The sequence below is a fragment of the Desulfomarina profundi genome (assembly GCF_019703855.1).
Taxonomy (GTDB): Bacteria; Desulfobacterota; Desulfobulbia; order Desulfobulbales; family Desulfocapsaceae; genus Desulfomarina; species Desulfomarina profundi.
On sequence record NZ_AP024086.1, the window covers coordinates 2,973,706 to 2,993,838 of the forward strand.

A 20,133-nucleotide genomic window follows, 5' to 3' on the forward strand; every position below is an offset into this window, starting at 1 on the left:
ATATATTAGCAATAATCAACTTCAAATCAGTTTGTCAGTCATGTCTTTATGGAGTTACAGCAAAGGAGTAAAACCAGCCGGATTTCCCGAAACACTCCTGGCCCTGGAATACGGATCCCTGGTGCCCATGCGTTACATGAACAGCGACCGCCATTTCAAAGTGGTCTCGGTATCCGCCCAGTGCATGTTCCATAAGCATGATAACAGCGCGGTTGTCGACCGGGACAAATACCAGGGCAGGGTTGAGGTTCTGACCCCTTATTTTCCAAGCTCGGGAACAGGCCAGATCAACGCCGTTTTACCCGTGCTTTAACATCAAACCATATTAACCATGAAACTCAGCGTATCCGGAGAAACTTATCATGCCCCATTTTATTGTAGAATATACTGATAACCTGGAAAAGGAGACAGATATCCGCCCCCTGCTCGAAAAGGCAAACACCATCCTGATAAACCAGAATGGCCTCTTCCCCATCGCCGGAATCCGTTCCCGTGCCATTAAACTCGACAATTACGTGATTGCCGACGGCGAGGAGGATTATGCCTTTGTCCACGCATCCCTGACCGTTGCCGCCGGACGGTCGGAAGATGATCTGCAGCGGGTAGCGGAAGAACTCTTTGACATGATAACCGATCATTTTGAGGAAGCAATAAAAGACCGCTACCTGGCTCTCTCCCTTGAGTTGAACGAATTTACCAGGCCCACGCTGAAGAAAAGCAATATCCATGCGCGGTTTCAGAAATAAAAACCAACACACAGGTAAACAACATGATAGCTCAGAAAACTGCGAGAGAACTGGCACATGGAACTCAAGTATCTGAATATGGGGGTAGTTTCAGGTAAAGCATTAATAACAGTCGACTTCCCGAAAAAGATAGTACATATTCCCTGAAAAGAGTGAAATGTTAACACCACTGATTGTTGATCATACCCCAATCAGTGGTGTGACTTTAAGATGAGAATGGTCATTTTAAAATTTATTACTATAAATCTATAGAGTTGCCATATAAATGAGACTCTTCTGTATCTGGTAAACCTTGTTGGAACCGGAGTAAAATCATTTTGACTGTATGGTGTGATTTTCATAAGCGTTATCCTCTCATTTATTCCGGAATTATTCTCCACAACGGTTTTAACTTTGCCTTCCAGAGAAAAGCAAAATGTAAGAGATATTTTATCCAGTGACCGGCCAGACCAATCTCACCAAATGTACCGTTTAGATCCCGACCATAATCGGGATATTTTTTATAGTCCGGGATAATGGGAAACATGGTCATTGCCACGGCACTGCCGTTAAACATACCCTTACCCGCACTGGCTATACAGGCAGCACCCATTTCACTCATTTTGGCGGAATGTGTCGGTGTATCAGCACCATTTTTAATCATATCCCTGATGCTCTGGGCAACGGCCTTACCCATCATGGCACTTGGCATGCCTGTCCTTGGCGGAGCCGGAGTAATCACGGTACCGTTCGAACTGTGCATCGGTTTTGAGATCTGATGAGGTGGGGCAAAGGCAATACCTATTGCAAAGATATTTTTATACTTTTGATTTTGGCAGTATGAAGGCCAGTCATCGGCATCCCACTCCTCAAAAGGAGCAGTTCCTTTATTGTAATCGGCATCGACATACATAAATCCTGAGGCGTTAAATAGTGTAGAAGTAATATCATTGCCCACCTTGTCAAATGCCCGCATTTCAACACCGGAAAACGGTGGTATCAACATGGCGAAATCAAAGTCCTGGGTGTGGCTTGAGCCGTCCAACAGTTCAAAGTGCACCCGCCCTTTTTCAACCTCTGTGACATGGGCCCGTTTTATCCACTTTACCCCACGTTCCGTATAAAGTGATTCTGCAAACACTTTGCCGCTGGTAATATAACCGCCCAGCTTAAGATGCAGACCGCCGACACCGAAATCTCCCAGTTCATATTCGTTGGAGATATAGATAATCTCTGCCTTATCTCTTACTCCTTCTTCGTTGAGTTTATGCTCAACATTAAAGGTATATTCAAAAGCAGCCCCTTGGCAGGTACAGGTACCATGGCCGGTACCGACAAGTATCTTTTTATGGGCACCGTTTTTCATTTCAGCGATTAATGCATCAAGTTCTTTAGAAGCATGGACGGCATGATCTGCGGTACATACGGAAACAGTGTAACCGTTATCGGGGCCAAGCCCTTTGGTCGCGCTAAAATTGAGACGTGGCCCGGTGGCATTAATGAGATAGTCGTAGGGCAGGTCTTCTTGTTCTCCAGCCCTGCCCTGGCCGGTGTACTCAACAGTTACAAAAGGTGTTTCAATACTTTTTCCACCCTCCGGATGGATTGACACACATTTGGCCTGGCGGTAGTCTATGCCTGCTTTGGCGTAGATGGGGGCCAGTTCAAAGACAACGCTCTTTTTACTCATGCCACCTACACTAACCCAGATATTTGAAGGAATCCAATTCCAGTTACTGTTTGGAGTCACAACAACAACTTCATGACCGTTTCCCAGCCATTTTTTTAAAAAGGTGGCTGCTGTGTGCCCGGAAACGCCACCACCCAGGATAACAACTTTTGCCATAACTCACTCCTCGAAATCTCAGCAGATGAAAGTATTATTACTCTTTATTCCCTAACAACAAGCATATCCAGAAAAAAATGTGCTTGACTATTCTATATTGTTGAAAAATCGCAGTATTGTTTTTATGTCGCATTTGTTTATGCTCGATAATTAACTATATATTAAAAAATAATTACAAAGCAAATTTGTCACTCATTTTTATGGAATTTTCCTGGAGTTGGAGTTTATCCGCCACCTGCGCAAAACAATTGAAGATCCGTATCAGATCATACTCACAGAATATATCACCCCGACAGGACAAACAAAATACCGCCAGAAATTTATCGGTTTTTTCCGGGGAAAAAGAAAAGAAGGATTGATCGTAATCGTCGAATTGCTCTATAACGGCACGGTGGTATGGAATATCATGAACACCAGGAGGAGAAAACATGACAGCAGAAAAAAGGCAGGAGAAAAACAAAACCCCCTGCCTCAAATGACCCACCCGACTGCCATGGATTTTCCGGGCTCCACCAGCCACGGCAACCTGTCCATCAACACCTCCCGGAAGGTCAGGACAGGAACCGAGTCATTTCGGGAAAAAATAGTTCAGGGGCCAGAATAAGTCAACAGATGTCTTTTTCTTGTCTCAATCCACGCCCCCGTGCAGGGGGCGACTGATCATTGGCAAACAGAGGTCAGGTCCGGTCGGTTTCAATCCACGCCCCCGTGCAGGGGGCGACGTATACCTGGTGTGACGGATGTATACCAGGTGCGACTGTTTCAATCCACGCCCCCGTGCAGGGGGCGACATACCAAATGCGCATATTTGTTGAAACATGGGTTGTTTCAATCCACGCCCCCGTGCAGGGGGCGACTTACTTGGAGCTGCGCTTGAAAATGCGACAAAGTGGTTTCAATCCACGCCCCCGTGCAGGGGGCGACATGTTCGTTTTTCCGGGTGGCTGCAAGCTGTACCGGTTTCAATCCACGCCCCCGTGCAGGGGGCGACGTCAGCTCAAACTGGATGGTCTTCCCACTTGATTCAGTTTCAATCCACGCCCCCGTGCAGGGGGCGACTGGCCCTGTCTTTTAAAACTTGATCTGGTACGCTGTTTCAATCCACGCCCCCGTGCAGGGGGCGACAAATGCCCGGAGACCTGGGCCTGAGCCAATAAAAGTTTCAATCCACGCCCCCGTGCAGGGGGCGACGGAGAGCGATAACAAAACTAATAGATTTTTGGGAGGGTTTCAATCCACGCCCCCGTGCAGGGGGCGACTGTCAGCTTTTTATAGCAAAGCTGACTTAGAGGAAAAGCATATATTTTGCGAACCTCTCAAACTGCACAGCAACACTTCTCTTAACACATCTGCTTAAAAATAAAAATATCGCAAATACAGAAAGATAATCAAAATGCGAACCTCTACGGGAAACCATGTCCACTAAGGGTTCGCAGTGTCATAAACTTTTTCAGATAATTCCCTCCTTATATAATGTTATACCAGCAATAATCCCTCCTGATCCACTCCCGGTTTGGCACCCACATGCTCTACCCGCCGCTTCCAGTTGGAACCAAGATAATAAAAACGCAGGCTGTCGGTCTCCGGATCAATTTCATCAACCAACTGCTGACGCATCACGGTCCATTGTGCTGGATCAACCAAACACTCAAACACAGAAAACTGCACCCGCTGACCATAATTCTTGCAAACCTTGGCTACCCTGCGTAAACGCCGCCGGCCTGCCTTATCAGTAGTGGATACATCATAGCTCACCAACACAAACATATAAACACCTCACTGCCAACAAAACACGGGATAGCCGTCCAAATCGCCCCGGACATGCCGGGCCAGGAGCAGGGCCTGGGTATGGAACAGCAGGCCAATGGGCATCTTCTTCTGCAAAAACGGGTGGGTGACCACATCCTGCTTGCGCTTTTGATAGGCCACCAGCACGGCCTTACGAGTATCGTCGTCCATCAACACGGCCCCGGTCTCCGCCTTCCGAAAGCCCTTACTTTTAACCTGACCAAGATTTACCAGGGACAAGGCCAGGCGATCGGCAAAGTAGGGCCTGAATTCTTCCATTAAGTCAAGGGCCAGACCAGGCCTGCCCGGTCGATCCCGATGCAAAAAACCTACTGCCGGATCAAGCCCCGTACATTCGAGGGCAGAGCGGACATCATGCATGAGCAGGGTATAGAAAAACGACAACAGACAATTGACCCGATCCAGCGGTGGTCTGCGGCTGCGCCCTTCAAAGAAAAACTCCTTCTTGCGATTGAGAATCAAGTGATCGAACACTCGAAAATAGATCATGGCCCCCTCCCCTTCGTAGCCCCGCAGCCTGTCGAGCGAAGTACCGACGCGGACATGCATGAGAATGGCCTTCAGGCGATCCATGGCTTGTTTTACACTAACGGTATCCACCTTATCAGGATGATCACGCACCACTCGATGCAGCACTTTGCGGCTGTTGACAAGTTTGCCGATGATCACGGCCCTGGCAATTGCCGCCGACCGCTCCGGATCATCCGCCCAGCGGTACTGCTCCCGACGCAATAGGACGTTGCCGGAGACCGGGCCTTGAACCCGGGCCAGGAACCGGCCATTTTCCGTGAGAAAACTGATGCAGACATCCCGCTCCGCGCAAAACCCCATGAGAAACGGGCTACACGAAACCTGGCCGAAACAGACAATCCCGTCCAGAGTGTGAATGGGAAGCTGCAAACGTACCTTACCCCCAACTTTGACAGCTACAGTCTCACCCTCTTTGGCGAGCCAGGCCCCCTGGGTAGTCACAAATAGAGTGTTAAGATGTTTTTTCATCAGTCAGCCATCATCCGCTTGAGATACCGTTCCACCCGGTGAGGCTTTTCCAGGGTTTTCGGCAAACATAATTCCTTCAAAGAGCAGGAATCGCATTTTTTGTCATACAAGGGTGGCGGGGTTCGGGCCGAAGCGATCAGCTCGTGGAGACGGGCCGATGTTTCTTCGGTCTCGGCCCGCAGGCAAGAATCGAACTCAACTGACTGCCGTCGCCGGTTCTTGCCATAAAACAGAGCCCCTTCCTTCACCTTGACTCCCAATGCCTCTTCGAGGCAAATCGCCTGGGCACAAAGCTGCACTCGGTCCCAGTTCTCCTTCTTGGGCCGGCCCCGCTTATGCTCCACCGGAAAGGGCAGCCACTCTCCCGATTTCTGCTGGTGAAACTCCACCACATCGGCCTTGCCGACCAGCCCCAGGCGCATGGAGCGCAGGGGCATGGCACACACTGTACGGACATTGCCCCTCCTCTCGTGACCGCCACTATCCACCCGCTCATGCATCAACCGCCCTTGAGCAGTAAAAAGATTCTCCACCCAGAGCTGCTCCACATGGATCAGGGCGCACTGCCGCTCGCAGAAGAGGAGGTGCTGCAGGGCGGAGAGAGGCAGGAGATCGTCTTCAGCAAACATCACTACTCCCCGGAAATCAGATGGGTAATCAGCCGCACCAGAACATCCTTCTGGCCCGGATCACTGGCCGCGATTAAAAGAGTCAGGGCCACCAAGGCATTATTGGAGAAGCGACGCTGGACTCTCAAACGGTTTTTCCGCAGAAAGAGCAGAAACAAAAATGCACCGATGCGCTTGTTGCCATCGCTGAACGGGTGATCCTTGATGACAAAGTAAAGAAGATGCGCCGCCTTGAGGGCCACACCTGGATAAAGATCGTGACCATCGAAACTCTGGCCCACAGCACCGAGAATAGCGGCCAGTCCCTCACCGCGCTCCTGGCCGAACAACTCTGTGGCCTCGCCCTTGTGCAAGAGATCTGCCTTGAGACTGGCGATGGCCGCGCGCGCCCCGGCAGGATCGGGCACCACCCCATCGGTGTCCGGTTCGGTCGGAAGCGCCAGCTGGTCTTCGTCGTACTGCAACAGAAGATTCCAGGTCGCCGCGTAAGTGGAGACGATCTCCAGCACGGCCCGGCCTTCATCGTTTACCAAGCCGTGGGTTTCCAGGGTACTGGACAACAGGGAAAGAACCTCCTGTAACTCACTGGTTCCTTTCTCTGCCAGACGCTTTTGATTGAGGGTGTATCCGTTGACTAAATGGTCCTTGAGTACAGAAGTCGCCCAGATGCGGAACCGGGTACCGCGCCTGGCATTTACGCGATATCCCACGGCGATAATTACATCAAGGTTGTAATGATTTGTCTGATATGTTTTCCCGTCGGTGGCAGTATGTGCAAATTTTGCACATACTGCCGTTTTCTCCAGTTCACCGGTTCTGAAGACGTTGTTTATATGTTTGGTAACTACACTCCGCTCTGCCCCGAAAAGATCCGAGATTTGTTTCTGAGTAAGCCAAACCATCTCATCTTTAAGTCGCACATCAATTTCAAAACTTCCATCCTCGGACTGATAAATAATAACCTGGCCCTGGTTCATGCCTGTTCTCCGTTCAGCTATTTACCCCGCATCCTTTTGACGTTCTCCGGCCTGATCCTGGGGACCGAGATGGGCTGAATTATTCGCCGTTATGTGGAATCCTTCTGACTCCTTCACTCTTCTTAATGCAACAAGTTTTTTTCCCATCCCATCCCCACTTGCCATATCAGATTTTCTCGACCAGGCTGACACCTGCCGGGGCTTCCCCCACCGTCACGGTGTAGTCGGCAAAGGAACGGGGCGGGGTGTCACCGCAGATTTTCTCGACCGTCACCAGGTCAAAGAGTTTGCTAGCTGGGGCATTGCCGAGTTCGGAATCATGTTTGAAGATAATGAGTTTCCGGGCTGCCATCTCGCCCCGGGCGGCGGAACGGTCGTGGTCGAACATGTTCACCAAGGCATCCCAGAACAGTTCAAGGTCGTCTTCTGAGAATCCAGTCTGTTTTGCGAGAGGCGCCGAAATGAAGCCGTGGGCCCGGTATAATCCGTAGGGAACTATGGCCTTCCTTGCTCCCAGACCTTTGTCATTCGGCTCTTCAACTCTAACTGCCGCTGTACGGAACATCGCCACATCAAGGCCGACTATAGGATCAATACTTCTGGCAAATGCAAGCTGAACTGGCCCGCGAACCTGACCACAGGTTTTGTCACCTGTAGACATCACCGCCCCGAATGTACGAACATCAAAAAAGTTTTTACACATCCATTTCTTGGCCACAGCTGCCTTACTATCCACAAACAGCTCTTTCAGCTTCGCTTTTGCGGCATCTGATATATCTTTCAATTTATTGACAGCCTTTTTGGCCTTTTCTGTATCGATGCACAGCTGAAGATAAATCCCCTCATTTTCAAACCCAATACCTTCTGGGTATCCCATATAGTTTTTCAACTCATCCTGTAAATCCAAAGGAACATGGATAAATAGCTTTTCATCATCCAAGGCTTTATGTGCCCTTCTGTGATGCTCCGATAAAAAGGCACCTTCGCGGACATGTATTTCATATGGCGAAACATTTTTTTTCACCAAATCTACATAATTTCTGACCTTTCGCTTCAAGCAGACATCGGTGGTAATGCCGTGGCCAGTCTCGGGATCTATCCGGGGCAGGTTTCCGCCATCAGGATCACCGTTGGGGTTGCCGTTTTTTACGTCAAACAACAGGACAAACTCATAACGATTATTCACTGGCTCACTCATTACTCTCCTCCTTCACTCTTGGTTTCGTTTTTACGGTACAAAGCATTCTTCTGGTGATAATAGGCGATGGCAAACAGCCCCTGATCCTGCAGATTCAAGTGGGCAGGAAAGGTGTCCACATGTTCCATGATCTCGGAGATTCGCCGATCGGATACATAGCCATACTCCGCCTTCTCGATATGATGCTGAGACAGGCGCAGCAGGCGTGGAAAAACACTGGCCGGGGTGGCCGAGGCGGCGCTGAAAAACCTGTCCTTAATAGTCGCATTGACCTTGCCCAGTGCGTCAAGCTGCGCCTTTTCAAGCACGGCGAAGAGTCGTCCCAGAAGATAGGCCGTCTCCCTTCTTTCTGAATCCAATGACATTGGAACCTCCGTATTATGGTTGCGTTGCAGAACCGCTTTTAAGATTGCGGCCCGCAGGTAGTTAACATTTGAAATTGATTTGCCAGATGATGGATGTTTTTTTGCTTGATCCGCCCGGATGCGACCGATCACTCCCTGAAAAAGGGTTTGCGGATAACGCCCGCCGGTGAGGATTGAGCGGGTCAGGGAACCGGCCAGCACCGGAGAGATATCTTTGGTTTCGCGGGCAGTTTCCTTGAGCAGATGCCAGACCCCTGGAAAGGGAATATCCCTGTCGCTCCGTTCCATTTCAAGGTTGTTGAAATGATCCCTGAACTGGGCCATAAGTTCACCCACCGAACAAACATGCCAGAAACGCAGGGCCAGGCGGGCCTTGTTGAGCGACAGGCCGAGGATATAGAACCTGATATCACGATCCCGCTCAATATCGGTAGGCATGGTTCCCTGGCGGACGGCCTCGAGAAATTTCTGCACCGACTTCATCGCACCCGTATCCTCCACCGTCGGATTCAGGATCTGACCGAAGAATGTCTCCACCGGCGATACCCGCTCGGCCCAGAAGACCGTGGTGGCGTCACCAATCCGCAGCCGCTGATTCCGGCTGCGCAGGAGATGTTTCAAGGCCGACGAACTTTTGAACTCGGCCTCAACGGAGATTGGGGCGTTTTCCCCCTTCTTCTTGCCATACGATTCATAAGCCTTCTCATTAAACGACACTAATGAAGCTCCGGAACCGAACTTGAACTGGGCATACTGGAGTTGCAGGTCGTGTGATTCTCCATCAATGAAACTGATGCCACGGGGAAACTCCTCTATCTTGACAAAATCGGCCCATAGTCTCCGCACCGCCTCCCTTTCATGGATAAACCGGCGCTCACCCTGGAGACGAAAGGCAACCCATTTCCCATGGATTCCACACATCTCTTTCCAATACGGTAATTCCGACGCATACCGCGGCTGCCAATTATCCAGGAAAGCACGGACGGCAAGCGCCCCTTCATCCCGTGATTCTCCGCACACCTCATCTATCAGCTTTTTAAAAGAACGATGATGCACATCCTTCTTGCTTTTTCCGGACATGCCGAAGAGGTAATCCGCCTTATCAACCATGAAATTCGGAGTTTTAGCCGCGGCATTGGCCCGCACATTGACTTTGTTACTGTACGGCACCACCGACTGACGAAAATCATATTTATTGGCATTAATCTTATTCCTCAGGTCCTCTGGTTCTCCGACTATATTGCCCTGCCGGTCGATGGTGACGGCAAAACCGATATCCTCAACACTGAAACCATAGGGCGGTGCTTCTTCCCCGAGCCGGTCATAAAGGGAGATTAACGATTGAAATATCATGACACGACCTCCCCGCGGCAGTCTATAACCCCGTCCTCCATGACCGCCCGGAAGAAACTGGGACTCATGTTGTCGGAAAAATCAAGATCGTGGAGAATAAAACCAAAATCCCGCCGGCCATGAAACACCGGACCCGGGACGTCGTCACACCAGGCAAAATCAACCGGAAACTCCCGGCAACCGAAATAAGGGCGGTGGAAACACTGCCCCTTCTTCACCCGCCGCTCAAAGATTGCCAGATGTTTGCCGGGATCGGAGTCTTCACTGCCGGTCAATTCAAAATGGGCCTCAATGACATATTCAACATTACGAAGCACCATTGAGGCCCGCTGCTGACGATCATTCTCGATGTAACGACAGACAGGCCGTCCCTCGTCCATGTCCCGCCGGTTGACCGAGACCCGGCTGGCCAGTTCATTGCGCCTGATATTGTCGAAACGCACCGGCTTCAAGACATGAATACGATCAATCACCCAACGGATAGCTGGCTTCCAATAGATCGCTTCCAGTATCCCCCTGGCTGCGGACGGGGTCATGACATCGTAACTGACCCGCTCGACCTTCATCTCCGGGCGGGTAAATAGGGCGTAATCACCCCAGACCCGCAACTTGATGCCATAGCTCATATCCTCTACACCTCCTTAGCCGAAAAACGCGTTGCCTTGCGGCGGTTTGCATTTTAGCCCCGTTGTGTCCGAATACAGCTCGGATGAACGAAGTACCCATATTTCCGGGATCGGCTCTTCCAGCCAGTCCCTGATTTCATCAAGTTGATACGGATAAATCTGCACCGTGAACTGCTGCAGTTTCCGTAAAATGCCGCCCTTATGCTCGGCCGCCTCCAAGGCACGCACCAGGTTCTGCGCCTTTTCATCCCCGGCAATAATCACCGGCACCGACGCCGATTGGATCATCCTGAATTTTGCCAGCTCCCGAAACTGGATATCACCGGACTGGGCGGGCAAACAGATCGTGAGTATCCCGTCCCCGTCCATCCGTTGTTCGTTATTCCAGAAAAAATCGGCAAAATAGGCCCGCACACATTCAGGGGCGGTCAACCGCCCTTCATATTCACCAAAGAGCTTGGCCGCCGACTGGGCCGCCTGGCGGAAAAACGAACAGCCGCCGTCCTCCGGAAAGGCAAAGACAAACACCTTGCCCGGAACCTCGTTGCGGCCGTTTCTGTTACAACGACCGGCCGCCTGGGCGATGGAGTCTATCCCGGCCACGGCCCGAAAGACACAGGGGAAGTCCACATCCACTCCGGCCTCGATCAACTGGGTGCTTATCACCCGGCAGGGACGCCCGCTCCCCGGCTGGAGCCTTTTTCGTATCTCCGTCAGTTTTTCATAACGATGAGCGGGATGCATAAGAGCGCTCAGATGGATGTTTGCATCCGACTCCGGCAGGGCTTTAAAGATATCCAGGGCCTGCTGCCTGGTGTTTACCACGCACAGAACCTGTTCATGTTCCAACAGACGGGCTGCTACTTCACCCTCGCTCAACTTGCCGACAAAGACCTCCTCCGTACGCTTCAAGGCCTCAAATAATCCCCCACATCCCGGATAATCTCCCGATCAATCTTCAGACCGGCAGGGAACTGCTCGCTCTGCTCAATGGCCGGTTGGGTGGCGGTGCAGAGCACGGTTGTTACTCCGTAATTTTTTGACAGCTCTTTAATTACTTCGAGGCAGGGTTTTAATCTCTCAACCGGTATGGCCTGAACCTCATCGAAAATCACTACACTATCGGCGATATTATGAAGCTTGCGGCATTTTGAGGTCCGGTTGCCGTAAAAGGAGTCAAAAAACTGGACATTGGTGGTGACCACCACTGGCGCGTCCCAGTTCTCCGCCGCCAATCTCGCCCGCCAATCCTTTTCGTCAACCAGAAAATTACAATGATGTTCAAGCACAGCCTCCTCGCCCAGCATCTCCCGGAAGACGCCGGCGTTCTGCTCAATGATACTGGTAAAAGGGATGACGTAGATGATCCTCCTCTTGCCGTGTTTCTTGGCGTGATTCAAGGCAAAGGCCAGCGATGCCAAGGTCTTGCCACCACCGGTGGGCACGGTGAGAGAGAATATCCCTGGCTCCTCTTCTGCGGCAAGCAAACAGTCGGCCAGGACTTTTTCCCGCTGCTGATTGACCTTTAATCCAGGCTCGGCCATAACCCGCAACTTATTAAAATTGCGCCAAAAATGCTCATGGAGTTCCCCGCTGGCGGGATAAACACCCCGCCAGCCTGAACGCTTCGGATCAAGAAAGCGCTCCGTATCCAGAAAATCGGCATCCACCAGGCAGGAAAAGATCATCCGGGTAAAAAACTGAAGCTGAAACCCGAATCGTTCCGGCTCAATGACACATGGGAGTTCTTCCACCAATTCCGATAGCTGGTGAGGGAATGCGATTTCTCCGGGAGGAGCAGCAAGTTTCTCCCGCAATGCCGCTGCCCTCCTGTCATCCCAGTTTGGCAAGCCGCCATGATGGCCAGCAACACAATAGGATAGAAGTTTTCCTGCCTGTTTTGAATGCTTAAATAGCCACTTTGCCCCTTCAATCGCATGACCAGGGTGCCCCTCGTAATAGACGCTAAATTCATCTTCAATACCGTTCATCCGCCGCAGATATGCCTGCCAAGTATTCGTTCCCTTGCCCACGTCATGATTCTCTCCGGCAGGAGCAGCAAAATTCTCACCACCAAAGGGCCGCGCGAACTTTGCCGCCATCTCAGCCACATTTTTCAGATGCTCTTCCAACTCCTGCCACTCCTCGGGCGGCCTGCCTTCCAGACTGTGAGCATAATATTTCATCTTTCAAACCCCCATTCCTGTCAGCAGCGGTGAAGCAGCAACAGCCTCACGGACCTCGCGCCGAAAGGCCGAATACCGACTGAAAACCTGGTAATAGTATTTATGCAGCAGTTCCTTTGCCTCCTGCTTCGCTCCCTGCGCCACAAGCATCTCGGCCATGGCTCCCAGGGTGCAGGCGGCCCGATTATAGGCGTTGCGGTATTTGTTCGAGACAATATACTCCACCCTCTTCCGTCCGTTCTCCATGGTCGATGCCTGGTGGCGGATAAAATCCTCCCTCGTGATGTCAATTTCAGCCAGACCCTTGACAATCTGTTCATAAAATGAGGTGGCAGGTTCTTCGCCATCAGGATCAGTATCGCACCACAGCACGCTGTCAGCATAGTCGGCGAGCATTTCGTTATTCAGGACGCAGCGGCTATCTCCCTTGGCGTTGCAATACAAAACCGCACAGAACATAAGGGCTCCGGGCGATCCGCCCGACCAGCCATAGACCTTCTCTTCTTTGCAGAGGACGGCAAGGGACTGCAGATCTCCGATCATGAGAAAAGCTCTTGCCAGCAATGACCGAACATGATCCCGAATGCACCCTGTTCGAATAGTGTCGATGGCGCGCGCGATCTCCTCATTGCGAACATTTCGGCGCTCGGCTTCAGCCACGAGGTGAAGCAGATCCAGGACATTGAGCGAGGATACAAAGGCCTCACGCCTGCCCGGCAGGACAAGATCCTCATCACCGCCCCGCCTGCCTGCTTCGACAAGGTACCCCGCAACCCGGCGGCGGGCAGATCCGACGGACAGGATGGCAAGGGCCTCCCGGGCTGCATCGGCCAGTTGGCGCCACTCCTCGTCTGCCGCAAGATGTTCCAGCCAGGCAAGATAGCCCACAGGTTGTTCTTTCTTCCAGTCGCGGGCAAGTTCGCGCACCCCGGCAATGCCGTCCTGCAGGAACGACGCCTCAACGCGCAACCGGGCAAGTCGATCCGGCATGCGCCCATTTGCTGCCAGAACCTTTTGCCATTGTGTCAGAAAATCCGCCATACCCGGCAATTCACCGACCTGGGCATCAATGACATCCCGGAGCAGGGCCATGTCCATCTCCCTGAAGTTCTCAAAATCACCAACAGGCTCTTTGATTTTCATGGCCATCGCCATTTCCTGTGCCCGGTCACCGGGCCGGGATGTTTCGTATACGGAACGACAATACCTGGCATGGGCCTCCCTGATATCCACTCCGATATCAGGCAAAAAGTCATACTCCTCTACTTTGCCGACCAATGAAAAAAGGGCAGCATAAACCTGCTTTGCCTCTATCAGCATTCCCTGACAAAAATACTCTCCAGCCTCTGCAAATAATTCTGCAAGTTCAACCATCTGGTCATCGCTCAGGCACTCTGGTTCATCATCCCAATAGCCGTCATCCACATCATCAGGATCATCCCAGTAGGAGCCATCTTCTATGGAGGTAATCTTCGCCAGAATATTTTTTTCAAGCTCCTGAACCTTTCCGAGAAGCAGCTCCATTTGCTCCGGCTGATTCTGGTCATTGACCGATTTCCTGTCAGGCAAGCAGCGCATGAGCCTGGACAGATAATTTTGCCGTTTGTCCGAATCCTCCTCACTTGCCATGGCAACAATCAGAGCTATCAGCTCCTTTTTCTTCAAGCCGCCGCATATCTTTTCCACCTTCTCGAGATACGGCCGTAATAGCAGTTTTTCTCCGGTCATGCCCATTTTCCTCCAAGATGTGGTCGTGCCAGCAGGATCTACACATATTTCTTCTGTCTGCTTCTCTTGACGCTTCCCATCCTACCACACCCGCAGTCTCATATAGTGAGCCCCCTTGTGTTTTTTATTTTTTTCAAATCGAATCTGAAGTTTCCCGTTTTTTTTACAGACCGAACTGGAACGAATTCAAAAATTACTCAATACTGCGCGTGGTGAATATAGACCAATCCCGGCGAAGCAGTGATTTTTTCATTTATACCTGCCTGAAATCATAAATTATTCCTAAATCAGCTTTTAGGGGAAATTATATTTTTTATTGACAAAGCAGCATGTTACAGGAGAAAACAAAACCAGATTATGATATATTGTAGTTGTAAAAAAACAAATCATAACAAAGACCTTGCATACTTATACTACATCCATTGTTTAGAGAACTCAAAGAAGAATTTGCCAATTCCAGAAAAAGTGCACCCACAGGGAAATCAGCTGCCGCTCCCGCATTTCATCAAAAACATGGCCAACCCCGAGCTTTACAAAATCTGTATTGATGTGCATTATAGAAGTTTCATATCTTCTGCCGGAACACACTTTTTTCCGGTTATACAAAAACAATGTAAAGTCACTTCTGATTTATGGAGAAACAATCATGTCAAGCAGTTTTGGAACGCTTTTTCGTGTCAGTACATTTGGAGAATCCCATTGCAGGGCGGTGGGAGTTGTTATTGACGGCTGTCCTCCGGGGCTTGAGCTGACGGAAAAAAATATTCAGGTACAGCTCGACCGGAGACGACCGGGACAGAGTAAACTGACAACGGACAGGCAGGAGGCGGACCAAGTCACTATCCTGTCAGGCACGGAACGGGGAAAAACCCTGGGAACACCCATTGCCCTCCATGTAGCCAACAAAGACCAGCGACCTCATGACTATTCCAACATGAAGGACATTCCCCGTCCCTCCCATGCCGACTTCACCTACCAGATGAAATACGGTATCAAGGCGTCCTCCGGAGGGGGGCGTTCCAGTGCCCGGGAAACTATCGGGACTGTTGCTGCCGGGGCTGTTGCCGCCAAGGTACTGCATGAAAAATATGGTATTGAGATTGTCGCCTGGGTGTCAGGAATTGGTGAACTACAGCTAAAAGAGATCGATACAGACACCATCACCAGGGCAGAAGTTGACAAAAGCGTTCTTCGCTGCCCCTGCAAGACTACCACGGAAAAAATGGTCTCCCTGGTAAAAAAACTCAAGGACCAGGGTGATTCTATCGGTGGTTTGGTCTCCTGTGTTATCCGTCATGTTCCGGTGGGCCTGGGAGAACCGACCTATGAAAAACTGGAGGCAAAACTGGCCCAGGGGATGCTGGCCATTCCGGCAACCAAGGGTTTCGAGATCGGCTCCGGTTTTGCAGGAACCCGCATGAAAGGCTCGGAACATAACGATCCCTTTGTTAAAAAAGAGGGAAGAATCGGCACACTCACCAATAATTCCGGCGGCATCCAGGGGGTATCTCCAACGGGGAACCCATCCTTTTTCGTGTCGCCTTCAAACCCCCGGCAACCATTTCCCTGCCCCAGGCCAGTGTGGACTTCTCGGGGGAAGAATGTACTCTCGAAGCAAAAGGCAGGCATGACCCCTGTGTTGTACCCAGGGCTGTCCCCATTGTGGAGGCGATGACTGCACTCGTCATTCTGGACATGGCCTTGCGCCAGGAGGCAAGGAAAGCTCTGGAATTTAATTAATCCCCGGCTCTGCACTTCAGAAAATCCTTGAATAACTCAGGGGAAAGCGGTAATAAACGATGTTCAGGGAAGAATATGTCCGCCTGTTCATGGCGGTTCATATTTTTTTCGTTTGCCGGTTATAGCCCGCATTTCTCATGAACATTGTTCAATTTTGAGAATAACTGTAGAATACAAATAATTAAACAACTGTCAGTAATAGAACAAAATTTACACAATGTTCACCCAAGGTCAGCCCAGGCGACGCCATCTTCTTCAGTATTTCTGCAATAAATATAGATCACTATAATTCACTGCAGAGAACTTTGAACCTGACGCCGCCTGAACTGATGAGAAATGCGGGATAGAAAGAGAACTGCATGTGTTGACATGCTCTTCTGACAGTTATTCAAACGGAATTCAAATGACCCCGAAACGTCCAACAATAAGCTGGTATCTCGATAGATTTTCTCCACCTGAAAGTATCCTGCTCATCATTCTTTCAATCATCGTGGGAGCAATTTCCGGACTGGCTTCCGTCGTCTTTGTTAAACTTATTTTTGCCATCCAGGATTTTTCCTACACAACCGTATTTTCATACATCTCATCCATTGACAAATGGATTTATGTCCTTGTTCCGGTTGTGGGAGGTCTCCTTGTCGGCCCCTTGATTCTCTTTGCAAAAGAAGCTAAAGGCCACGGAGTACCGGAGGTCATGCAGGCACTCATTCTCAATGGTGGACGTATCCGTGCCCGTGTCGCGGCTGCTAAAATTGTTGCTTCGGCTCTGTGCATTGGAACAGGCGGGTCTGCCGGGCGTGAAGGCCCGATTATCCAGGTCGGCTCTGCCCTTGGCTCTTCCCTCGGCCAGGTGCTGCATCTCTCTGATGAGCGGATTCGAAATCTTGTCGCCTGTGGTGCGGCGGCAGGAATCGCGGCAACCTTCAATGCGCCGATCGCCGGTGTGGCCTTTGCCATTGAAGTACTGATGTGTGGTCTTCAAATGCGCTCCTTCAGCAACGTGGTCATAGCTTCTGTTGCCGCATCGGTTGTCTCAAGATCAATTATCGGCAACAAGTTTGCCTTCGAGGTTCCAGCCTACCACATGAGTCACCCCTCGGAAATTGTTCTTTACCTGATCCTCGGCCTGGTTGCCGCCCTGGTTGGGATCATGTTCATGAAAATGCTTGACTATCTTGAAGATGTCTTCGATGACTGGAAATTTCCCCAGGTCTTCAAACCGGCCATAGGCGGTTTACTCCTCGGTCTCCTGGGCTTTGCCTATATGCACCTCTCGGGCCTGGAATTTCCTCCATCTTCAGTTGCTCATGGTTCCGGAACTACCCATATTCCCCATATGTTTGGTGCGGGTTTCCCCTTTATTGAAGCAGCAATCCAGGGAAGAGCAAGCCTGTGGATCATGATCCTTCTTATTTTCCTCAAACCCATTGCAACTTCATTCACCCTGGGCTCGGGAAACTCCGGTGGTGTTTTTGCTCCCTCTCTCTTTACAGGAGCTGTACTTGGCGGTGCCATGGGGCATCTTTTCGGCCTCTGGTTTCCATCAATTGCCGGCAACACCGGTGCCTTCGCCCTGGTGGGGATGGCAGCTGTTTTCGCGGCCACAGCAAGGGCACCGCTGACTGCCATGCTCATTGTCTTCGAGATGAGCAACGATTACATGATGATCCTGCCTCTCATGGTTGCTGGAATTACAGCCAGTTATTTTTCCCAGTGGCTGCACCCCGAATCGATCTATACCATGAAACTGGCCAAGCGCGGCATACGCTTCGTTGATGGCCGAGACATGGATATCATGCAGGGCGTCAAGGTGAGCGAAGTGATGAAAAGCCACCCGGTAACCATCCATAAGGACCAGTCTTTTTCCGAAGCCATGGCCCTCTTCCAGGAAGAGAACCTGCTCGGTTTTCCTGTACTTGGTGATGATGGCAAACTCTGGGGAATACTGACCCTGCAGGACATGCACCGCGTTCAGGCGAATACGGACGTCAGTACCAGGGATCTCAAGGTTGCCGATTTTGCCGTAGAAGATCCGATAACCGTCTACCCGGATGAACCGATATGGCTGGCTATCCAGAAAATGTCCCCCGTGACCTGGCACGACTGCCGGTTATTTCACGGGATGGATCAGGAAGACTTTGTGGACTCATCAGCAGAAGCGATATCCTGCGTGCTTATGATGTGGGAGTCGTCCGCAAACAGCGAGGTAAGCTTGTTGAACACCAGGTTTCCCTCAGGCAGGCCAGTGAAAACGGTTTCGTGGAATTTGTTCTACAGAAAGACGATGCCTGTAATGATGCCAAGGTGAAAGATCTTTCACTGCCGGATACCATCAATATGGTCTCCATCAAACGGGGCGGACAAATTATTATCCCCCGCGGGGATACGGAACTCAAGGAGGGTGATGTTATTACCGTTTACGGCCGCCTCAAGGACATCGAGGGGATAAGAGACTTTCTCAATACCTGCCCCCTGCCGGACGAACCGGAAGAAGAGTAACAGGGAAACAGGGAGAAGACAGGCCTACATAACCACTGACAGGTATTCAAGGATATCTTCAGCAGCCTTCCTCCCTCCGGCAATGGCGGTAACCACCAGGTCTGAACCCTGAACCATATCACCGCCGGCAAAGATTTTTTCATGGGCGGTCTGGCAGGAAATTCTTCCTTTTGCGCCTGTAATAATTCTGTTGCCCGCGTCTGTTTTCACGCCCGCATCTAGCAGCCATGCTGGAGGATCGGGTCTGAAGCCAAAAGCCGTCAGTACAGCATCGGCTGGGAGAATTTTTTCCGTACCGGTCACAACTTCCGGTCGCCGCCTTCCCCGCTCATCCGGTTCACCCAGCCGGGTAGAGACAACCCTTACCCCGGCAACTTCTTTCCGGTTATTACCCACAAGGCCAAGCGGCTGCAGGTTCCAGAGGAAACGAACTCCCTCGTCCTCAGCATTCTTTGTTTCTCTCACAGATCCCGGCATATTGGCCCGGTCGCGCCGATAAACACAGCTTACCTCTGCTGCTCCCTGACGAATAGCGGTTCGCAGACAATCCATGGCAGTATCCCCACCCCCGAGAACGATGACTCTTTTCCCGCCCAGATCAATATAGGGATAGCGCAACCTGGACAACCCCATCAGCCTGTCCGTGTTGGCGATAAGATAGGAGAGAGCATCATGCTTTCCGAGCAAATCATCATTTTCAAGGAAGGCGGAAATCGGCGCAGAACAGCCAAGTCCCACGAAGACGGCATCAAAATCATCCAGCAGCTGTCGCAACTCAATATCGTCGCCCACTTCGCACTCCAACCTGAAGTTGATTCCCATGTCGGAAAAGATCCTGCGCCGCAGGCTCATGACGTTTTTTTCCAGCTTAAAGGCCGGAATACCGAAGGTCAGCAATCCGCCGATTTCCGGGTTGGCATCAAACACAACCGGCTCCACCCCGTTTCTGACCAGAACATCGGCACAGCTGAGCCCCGCCGGTCCCGCACCAATTACCGCAACTTTCTTCCCCGTCTTTGTCACCCGGGAAAGATCGGGTCGCCAGCCCCTGGCAAAAGCATTGTCAACAATATATTTTTCTATATTGCCGATTGTCACTGCCCCAAAGCCGTTAATGGTGCAGGCTCCTTCGCAGAGACGATCCTGGGGACAGACCCGACCGCAAACTTCCGGCAGACTGTTTGTCTGGTGACAGAGTTCGGCGGCTTCAAAAATTTTCCCGTCTGCTGCCAGTTTCAGCCAGTCCGGAATATAGTTATGGACAGGACATTTCCACTCGCAATAGGGATTGCCGCAATCAAGACACCGATCCGACTGCATCTTTACCTGGTGTTTTTTAAAAGGATCATAAATTTCCACAAATTCATGACGCCTCCTGGCCATCTTCTTCTTACGGGGATCAACGCGATCCACCTCAAGAAACTGAAACAGGTTCCGGTTCATTCCCACTCTC

17 protein-coding genes, 3 pseudogenes and 1 CRISPR repeat array are annotated in these 20,133 nt (G+C 51.0%); of the genes and pseudogenes, 7 read left to right on the plus strand and 13 right to left on the minus strand.

All coding sequences use genetic code 11. The annotated features are described in order from the left end of the window. The first annotated feature begins 40 nt into the window (after window positions 1-40). Window positions 41-313, plus strand: coding sequence for a DODA-type extradiol aromatic ring-opening family dioxygenase (locus LO777_RS13740; protein WP_228854458.1), 273 nt, complete (start codon window positions 41-43; stop codon window positions 311-313). A 49-nt stretch (window positions 314-362) separates the two neighbouring features. Next, window positions 363-746 (plus strand): 5-carboxymethyl-2-hydroxymuconate Delta-isomerase, encoded by a 384-nt coding sequence (locus LO777_RS13745; protein WP_228854459.1) that lies wholly within the window; start codon window positions 363-365, stop codon window positions 744-746. 358 nt (window positions 747-1,104) lie between these two features. Here the strand turns inward: LO777_RS13745 and LO777_RS13750 are convergent, their stop codons facing one another. After that, window positions 1,105-2,571: an NAD(P)/FAD-dependent oxidoreductase gene (locus LO777_RS13750; protein ID WP_228854460.1), complete on the minus strand. Its 1,467-nt coding sequence runs from the start codon at window positions 2,569-2,571 to the stop codon at window positions 1,105-1,107. 217 nt (window positions 2,572-2,788) lie between these two features. Between LO777_RS13750 and LO777_RS13755 the strand changes: the two genes are divergently transcribed. Further along, window positions 2,789-3,175, plus strand: coding sequence for a hypothetical protein (locus tag LO777_RS13755; protein ID WP_228854461.1), 387 nt, complete (start codon window positions 2,789-2,791; stop codon window positions 3,173-3,175). A 21-nt stretch (window positions 3,176-3,196) separates the two neighbouring features. Beyond that, a CRISPR array of direct repeats spans window positions 3,197-3,830; the repeat unit is 32 nt; unit sequence GTTTCAATCCACGCCCCCGTGCAGGGGGCGAC. 217 nt (window positions 3,831-4,047) lie between these two features. Here LO777_RS13755 and cas2 read toward each other — a convergent pair. The 11 genes from cas2 to LO777_RS13810 are packed head-to-tail and all read right to left on the minus strand — an operon-like array spanning window position 4,048 to window position 14,447. Beyond that, on the minus strand, window positions 4,048-4,338 hold the full coding sequence (gene cas2, locus LO777_RS13760) for a CRISPR-associated endonuclease Cas2 (RefSeq protein ID WP_228854462.1): 291 nt from the start codon (window positions 4,336-4,338) through the stop codon (window positions 4,048-4,050). A gap of 9 nt (window positions 4,339-4,347) precedes the next feature. Beyond that, a complete protein-coding gene (gene cas1c / locus LO777_RS13765) occupies window positions 4,348-5,379 on the minus strand; it encodes a type I-C CRISPR-associated endonuclease Cas1c (protein ID WP_228854463.1) in 1,032 nt (343 codons plus the stop codon). After that, window positions 5,379-6,008, minus strand: coding sequence for a CRISPR-associated protein Cas4 (cas4, locus tag LO777_RS13770; RefSeq protein WP_228854464.1), 630 nt, complete (start codon window positions 6,006-6,008; stop codon window positions 5,379-5,381). Before cas4 ends, cas1c begins: the two co-directional genes overlap by 1 nt. Before the next feature lie 2 nt (window positions 6,009-6,010). Then, window positions 6,011-6,985 carry a virulence protein RhuM/Fic/DOC family protein gene (gene rhuM / locus LO777_RS13775; protein WP_228854465.1) on the minus strand — a complete coding sequence of 325 codons (975 nt, stop codon included), beginning with the start codon at window positions 6,983-6,985 and terminating at the stop codon, window positions 6,011-6,013. A gap of 21 nt (window positions 6,986-7,006) precedes the next feature. Continuing rightward, the gene (locus LO777_RS13780; protein WP_228854466.1) at window positions 7,007-7,150 is read right to left on the minus strand and encodes a hypothetical protein; all 144 of its coding nucleotides are present in this window, start codon (window positions 7,148-7,150) and stop codon (window positions 7,007-7,009) included. A gap of 1 nt (window position 7,151) precedes the next feature. Further along, the gene (gene cas7c / locus LO777_RS13785) at window positions 7,152-8,183 is read right to left on the minus strand and encodes a type I-C CRISPR-associated protein Cas7/Csd2 (protein WP_268907439.1); all 1,032 of its coding nucleotides are present in this window, start codon (window positions 8,181-8,183) and stop codon (window positions 7,152-7,154) included. After that, window positions 8,183-9,901 carry a type I-C CRISPR-associated protein Cas8c/Csd1 gene (cas8c, locus tag LO777_RS13790; RefSeq protein ID WP_228854468.1) on the minus strand — a complete coding sequence of 573 codons (1,719 nt, stop codon included), beginning with the start codon at window positions 9,899-9,901 and terminating at the stop codon, window positions 8,183-8,185. The genes cas7c and cas8c overlap by 1 nt, the downstream gene beginning before the upstream one ends. Next, on the minus strand, window positions 9,898-10,527 hold the full coding sequence (gene cas5c / locus LO777_RS13795) for a type I-C CRISPR-associated protein Cas5c (RefSeq protein WP_228854469.1): 630 nt from the start codon (window positions 10,525-10,527) through the stop codon (window positions 9,898-9,900). Before cas5c ends, cas8c begins: the two co-directional genes overlap by 4 nt. Window positions 10,528-10,542: 15 nt before the next feature. Continuing rightward, window positions 10,543-11,439, minus strand: coding sequence for a hypothetical protein (locus tag LO777_RS13800; protein ID WP_228854470.1), 897 nt, complete (start codon window positions 11,437-11,439; stop codon window positions 10,543-10,545). After that, window positions 11,436-12,713 carry a CRISPR-associated endonuclease Cas3'' gene (locus tag LO777_RS13805; RefSeq protein WP_228854471.1) on the minus strand — a complete coding sequence of 426 codons (1,278 nt, stop codon included), beginning with the start codon at window positions 12,711-12,713 and terminating at the stop codon, window positions 11,436-11,438. Before LO777_RS13805 ends, LO777_RS13800 begins: the two co-directional genes overlap by 4 nt. Before the next feature lie 3 nt (window positions 12,714-12,716). Beyond that, complete coding sequence (locus tag LO777_RS13810) at window positions 12,717-14,447, minus strand: hypothetical protein (RefSeq protein ID WP_228854472.1); 1,731 nt, start codon at window positions 14,445-14,447, stop codon at window positions 12,717-12,719. 640 nt (window positions 14,448-15,087) lie between these two features. Here LO777_RS13810 and aroC point away from each other — a divergent pair. The 4 genes and pseudogenes from aroC (at window position 15,088) to LO777_RS13830 (ending at window position 18,680) form a co-directional block, all read left to right on the plus strand. Further along, window positions 15,088-16,181, plus strand: a pseudogene (gene aroC, locus LO777_RS13815) (chorismate synthase). A 403-nt stretch (window positions 16,182-16,584) separates the two neighbouring features. Then, window positions 16,585-18,093: pseudogene (locus LO777_RS13820) on the plus strand (chloride channel protein); the annotation flags it as partial. A gap of 149 nt (window positions 18,094-18,242) precedes the next feature. After that, window positions 18,243-18,323: pseudogene (locus tag LO777_RS13825) on the plus strand (hypothetical protein); the annotation flags it as partial. Window positions 18,324-18,440: 117 nt separating this feature from the next. Then, complete coding sequence (locus tag LO777_RS13830) at window positions 18,441-18,680, plus strand: TrkA C-terminal domain-containing protein (RefSeq protein WP_228857386.1); 240 nt, start codon at window positions 18,441-18,443, stop codon at window positions 18,678-18,680. Window positions 18,681-18,704: 24 nt separating this feature from the next. Here the strand turns inward: LO777_RS13830 and LO777_RS13835 are convergent, their stop codons facing one another. Next, complete coding sequence (locus LO777_RS13835) at window positions 18,705-20,123, minus strand: FAD-dependent oxidoreductase (RefSeq protein ID WP_228854473.1); 1,419 nt, start codon at window positions 20,121-20,123, stop codon at window positions 18,705-18,707. Window positions 20,124-20,133: the final 10 nt, after the last annotated feature.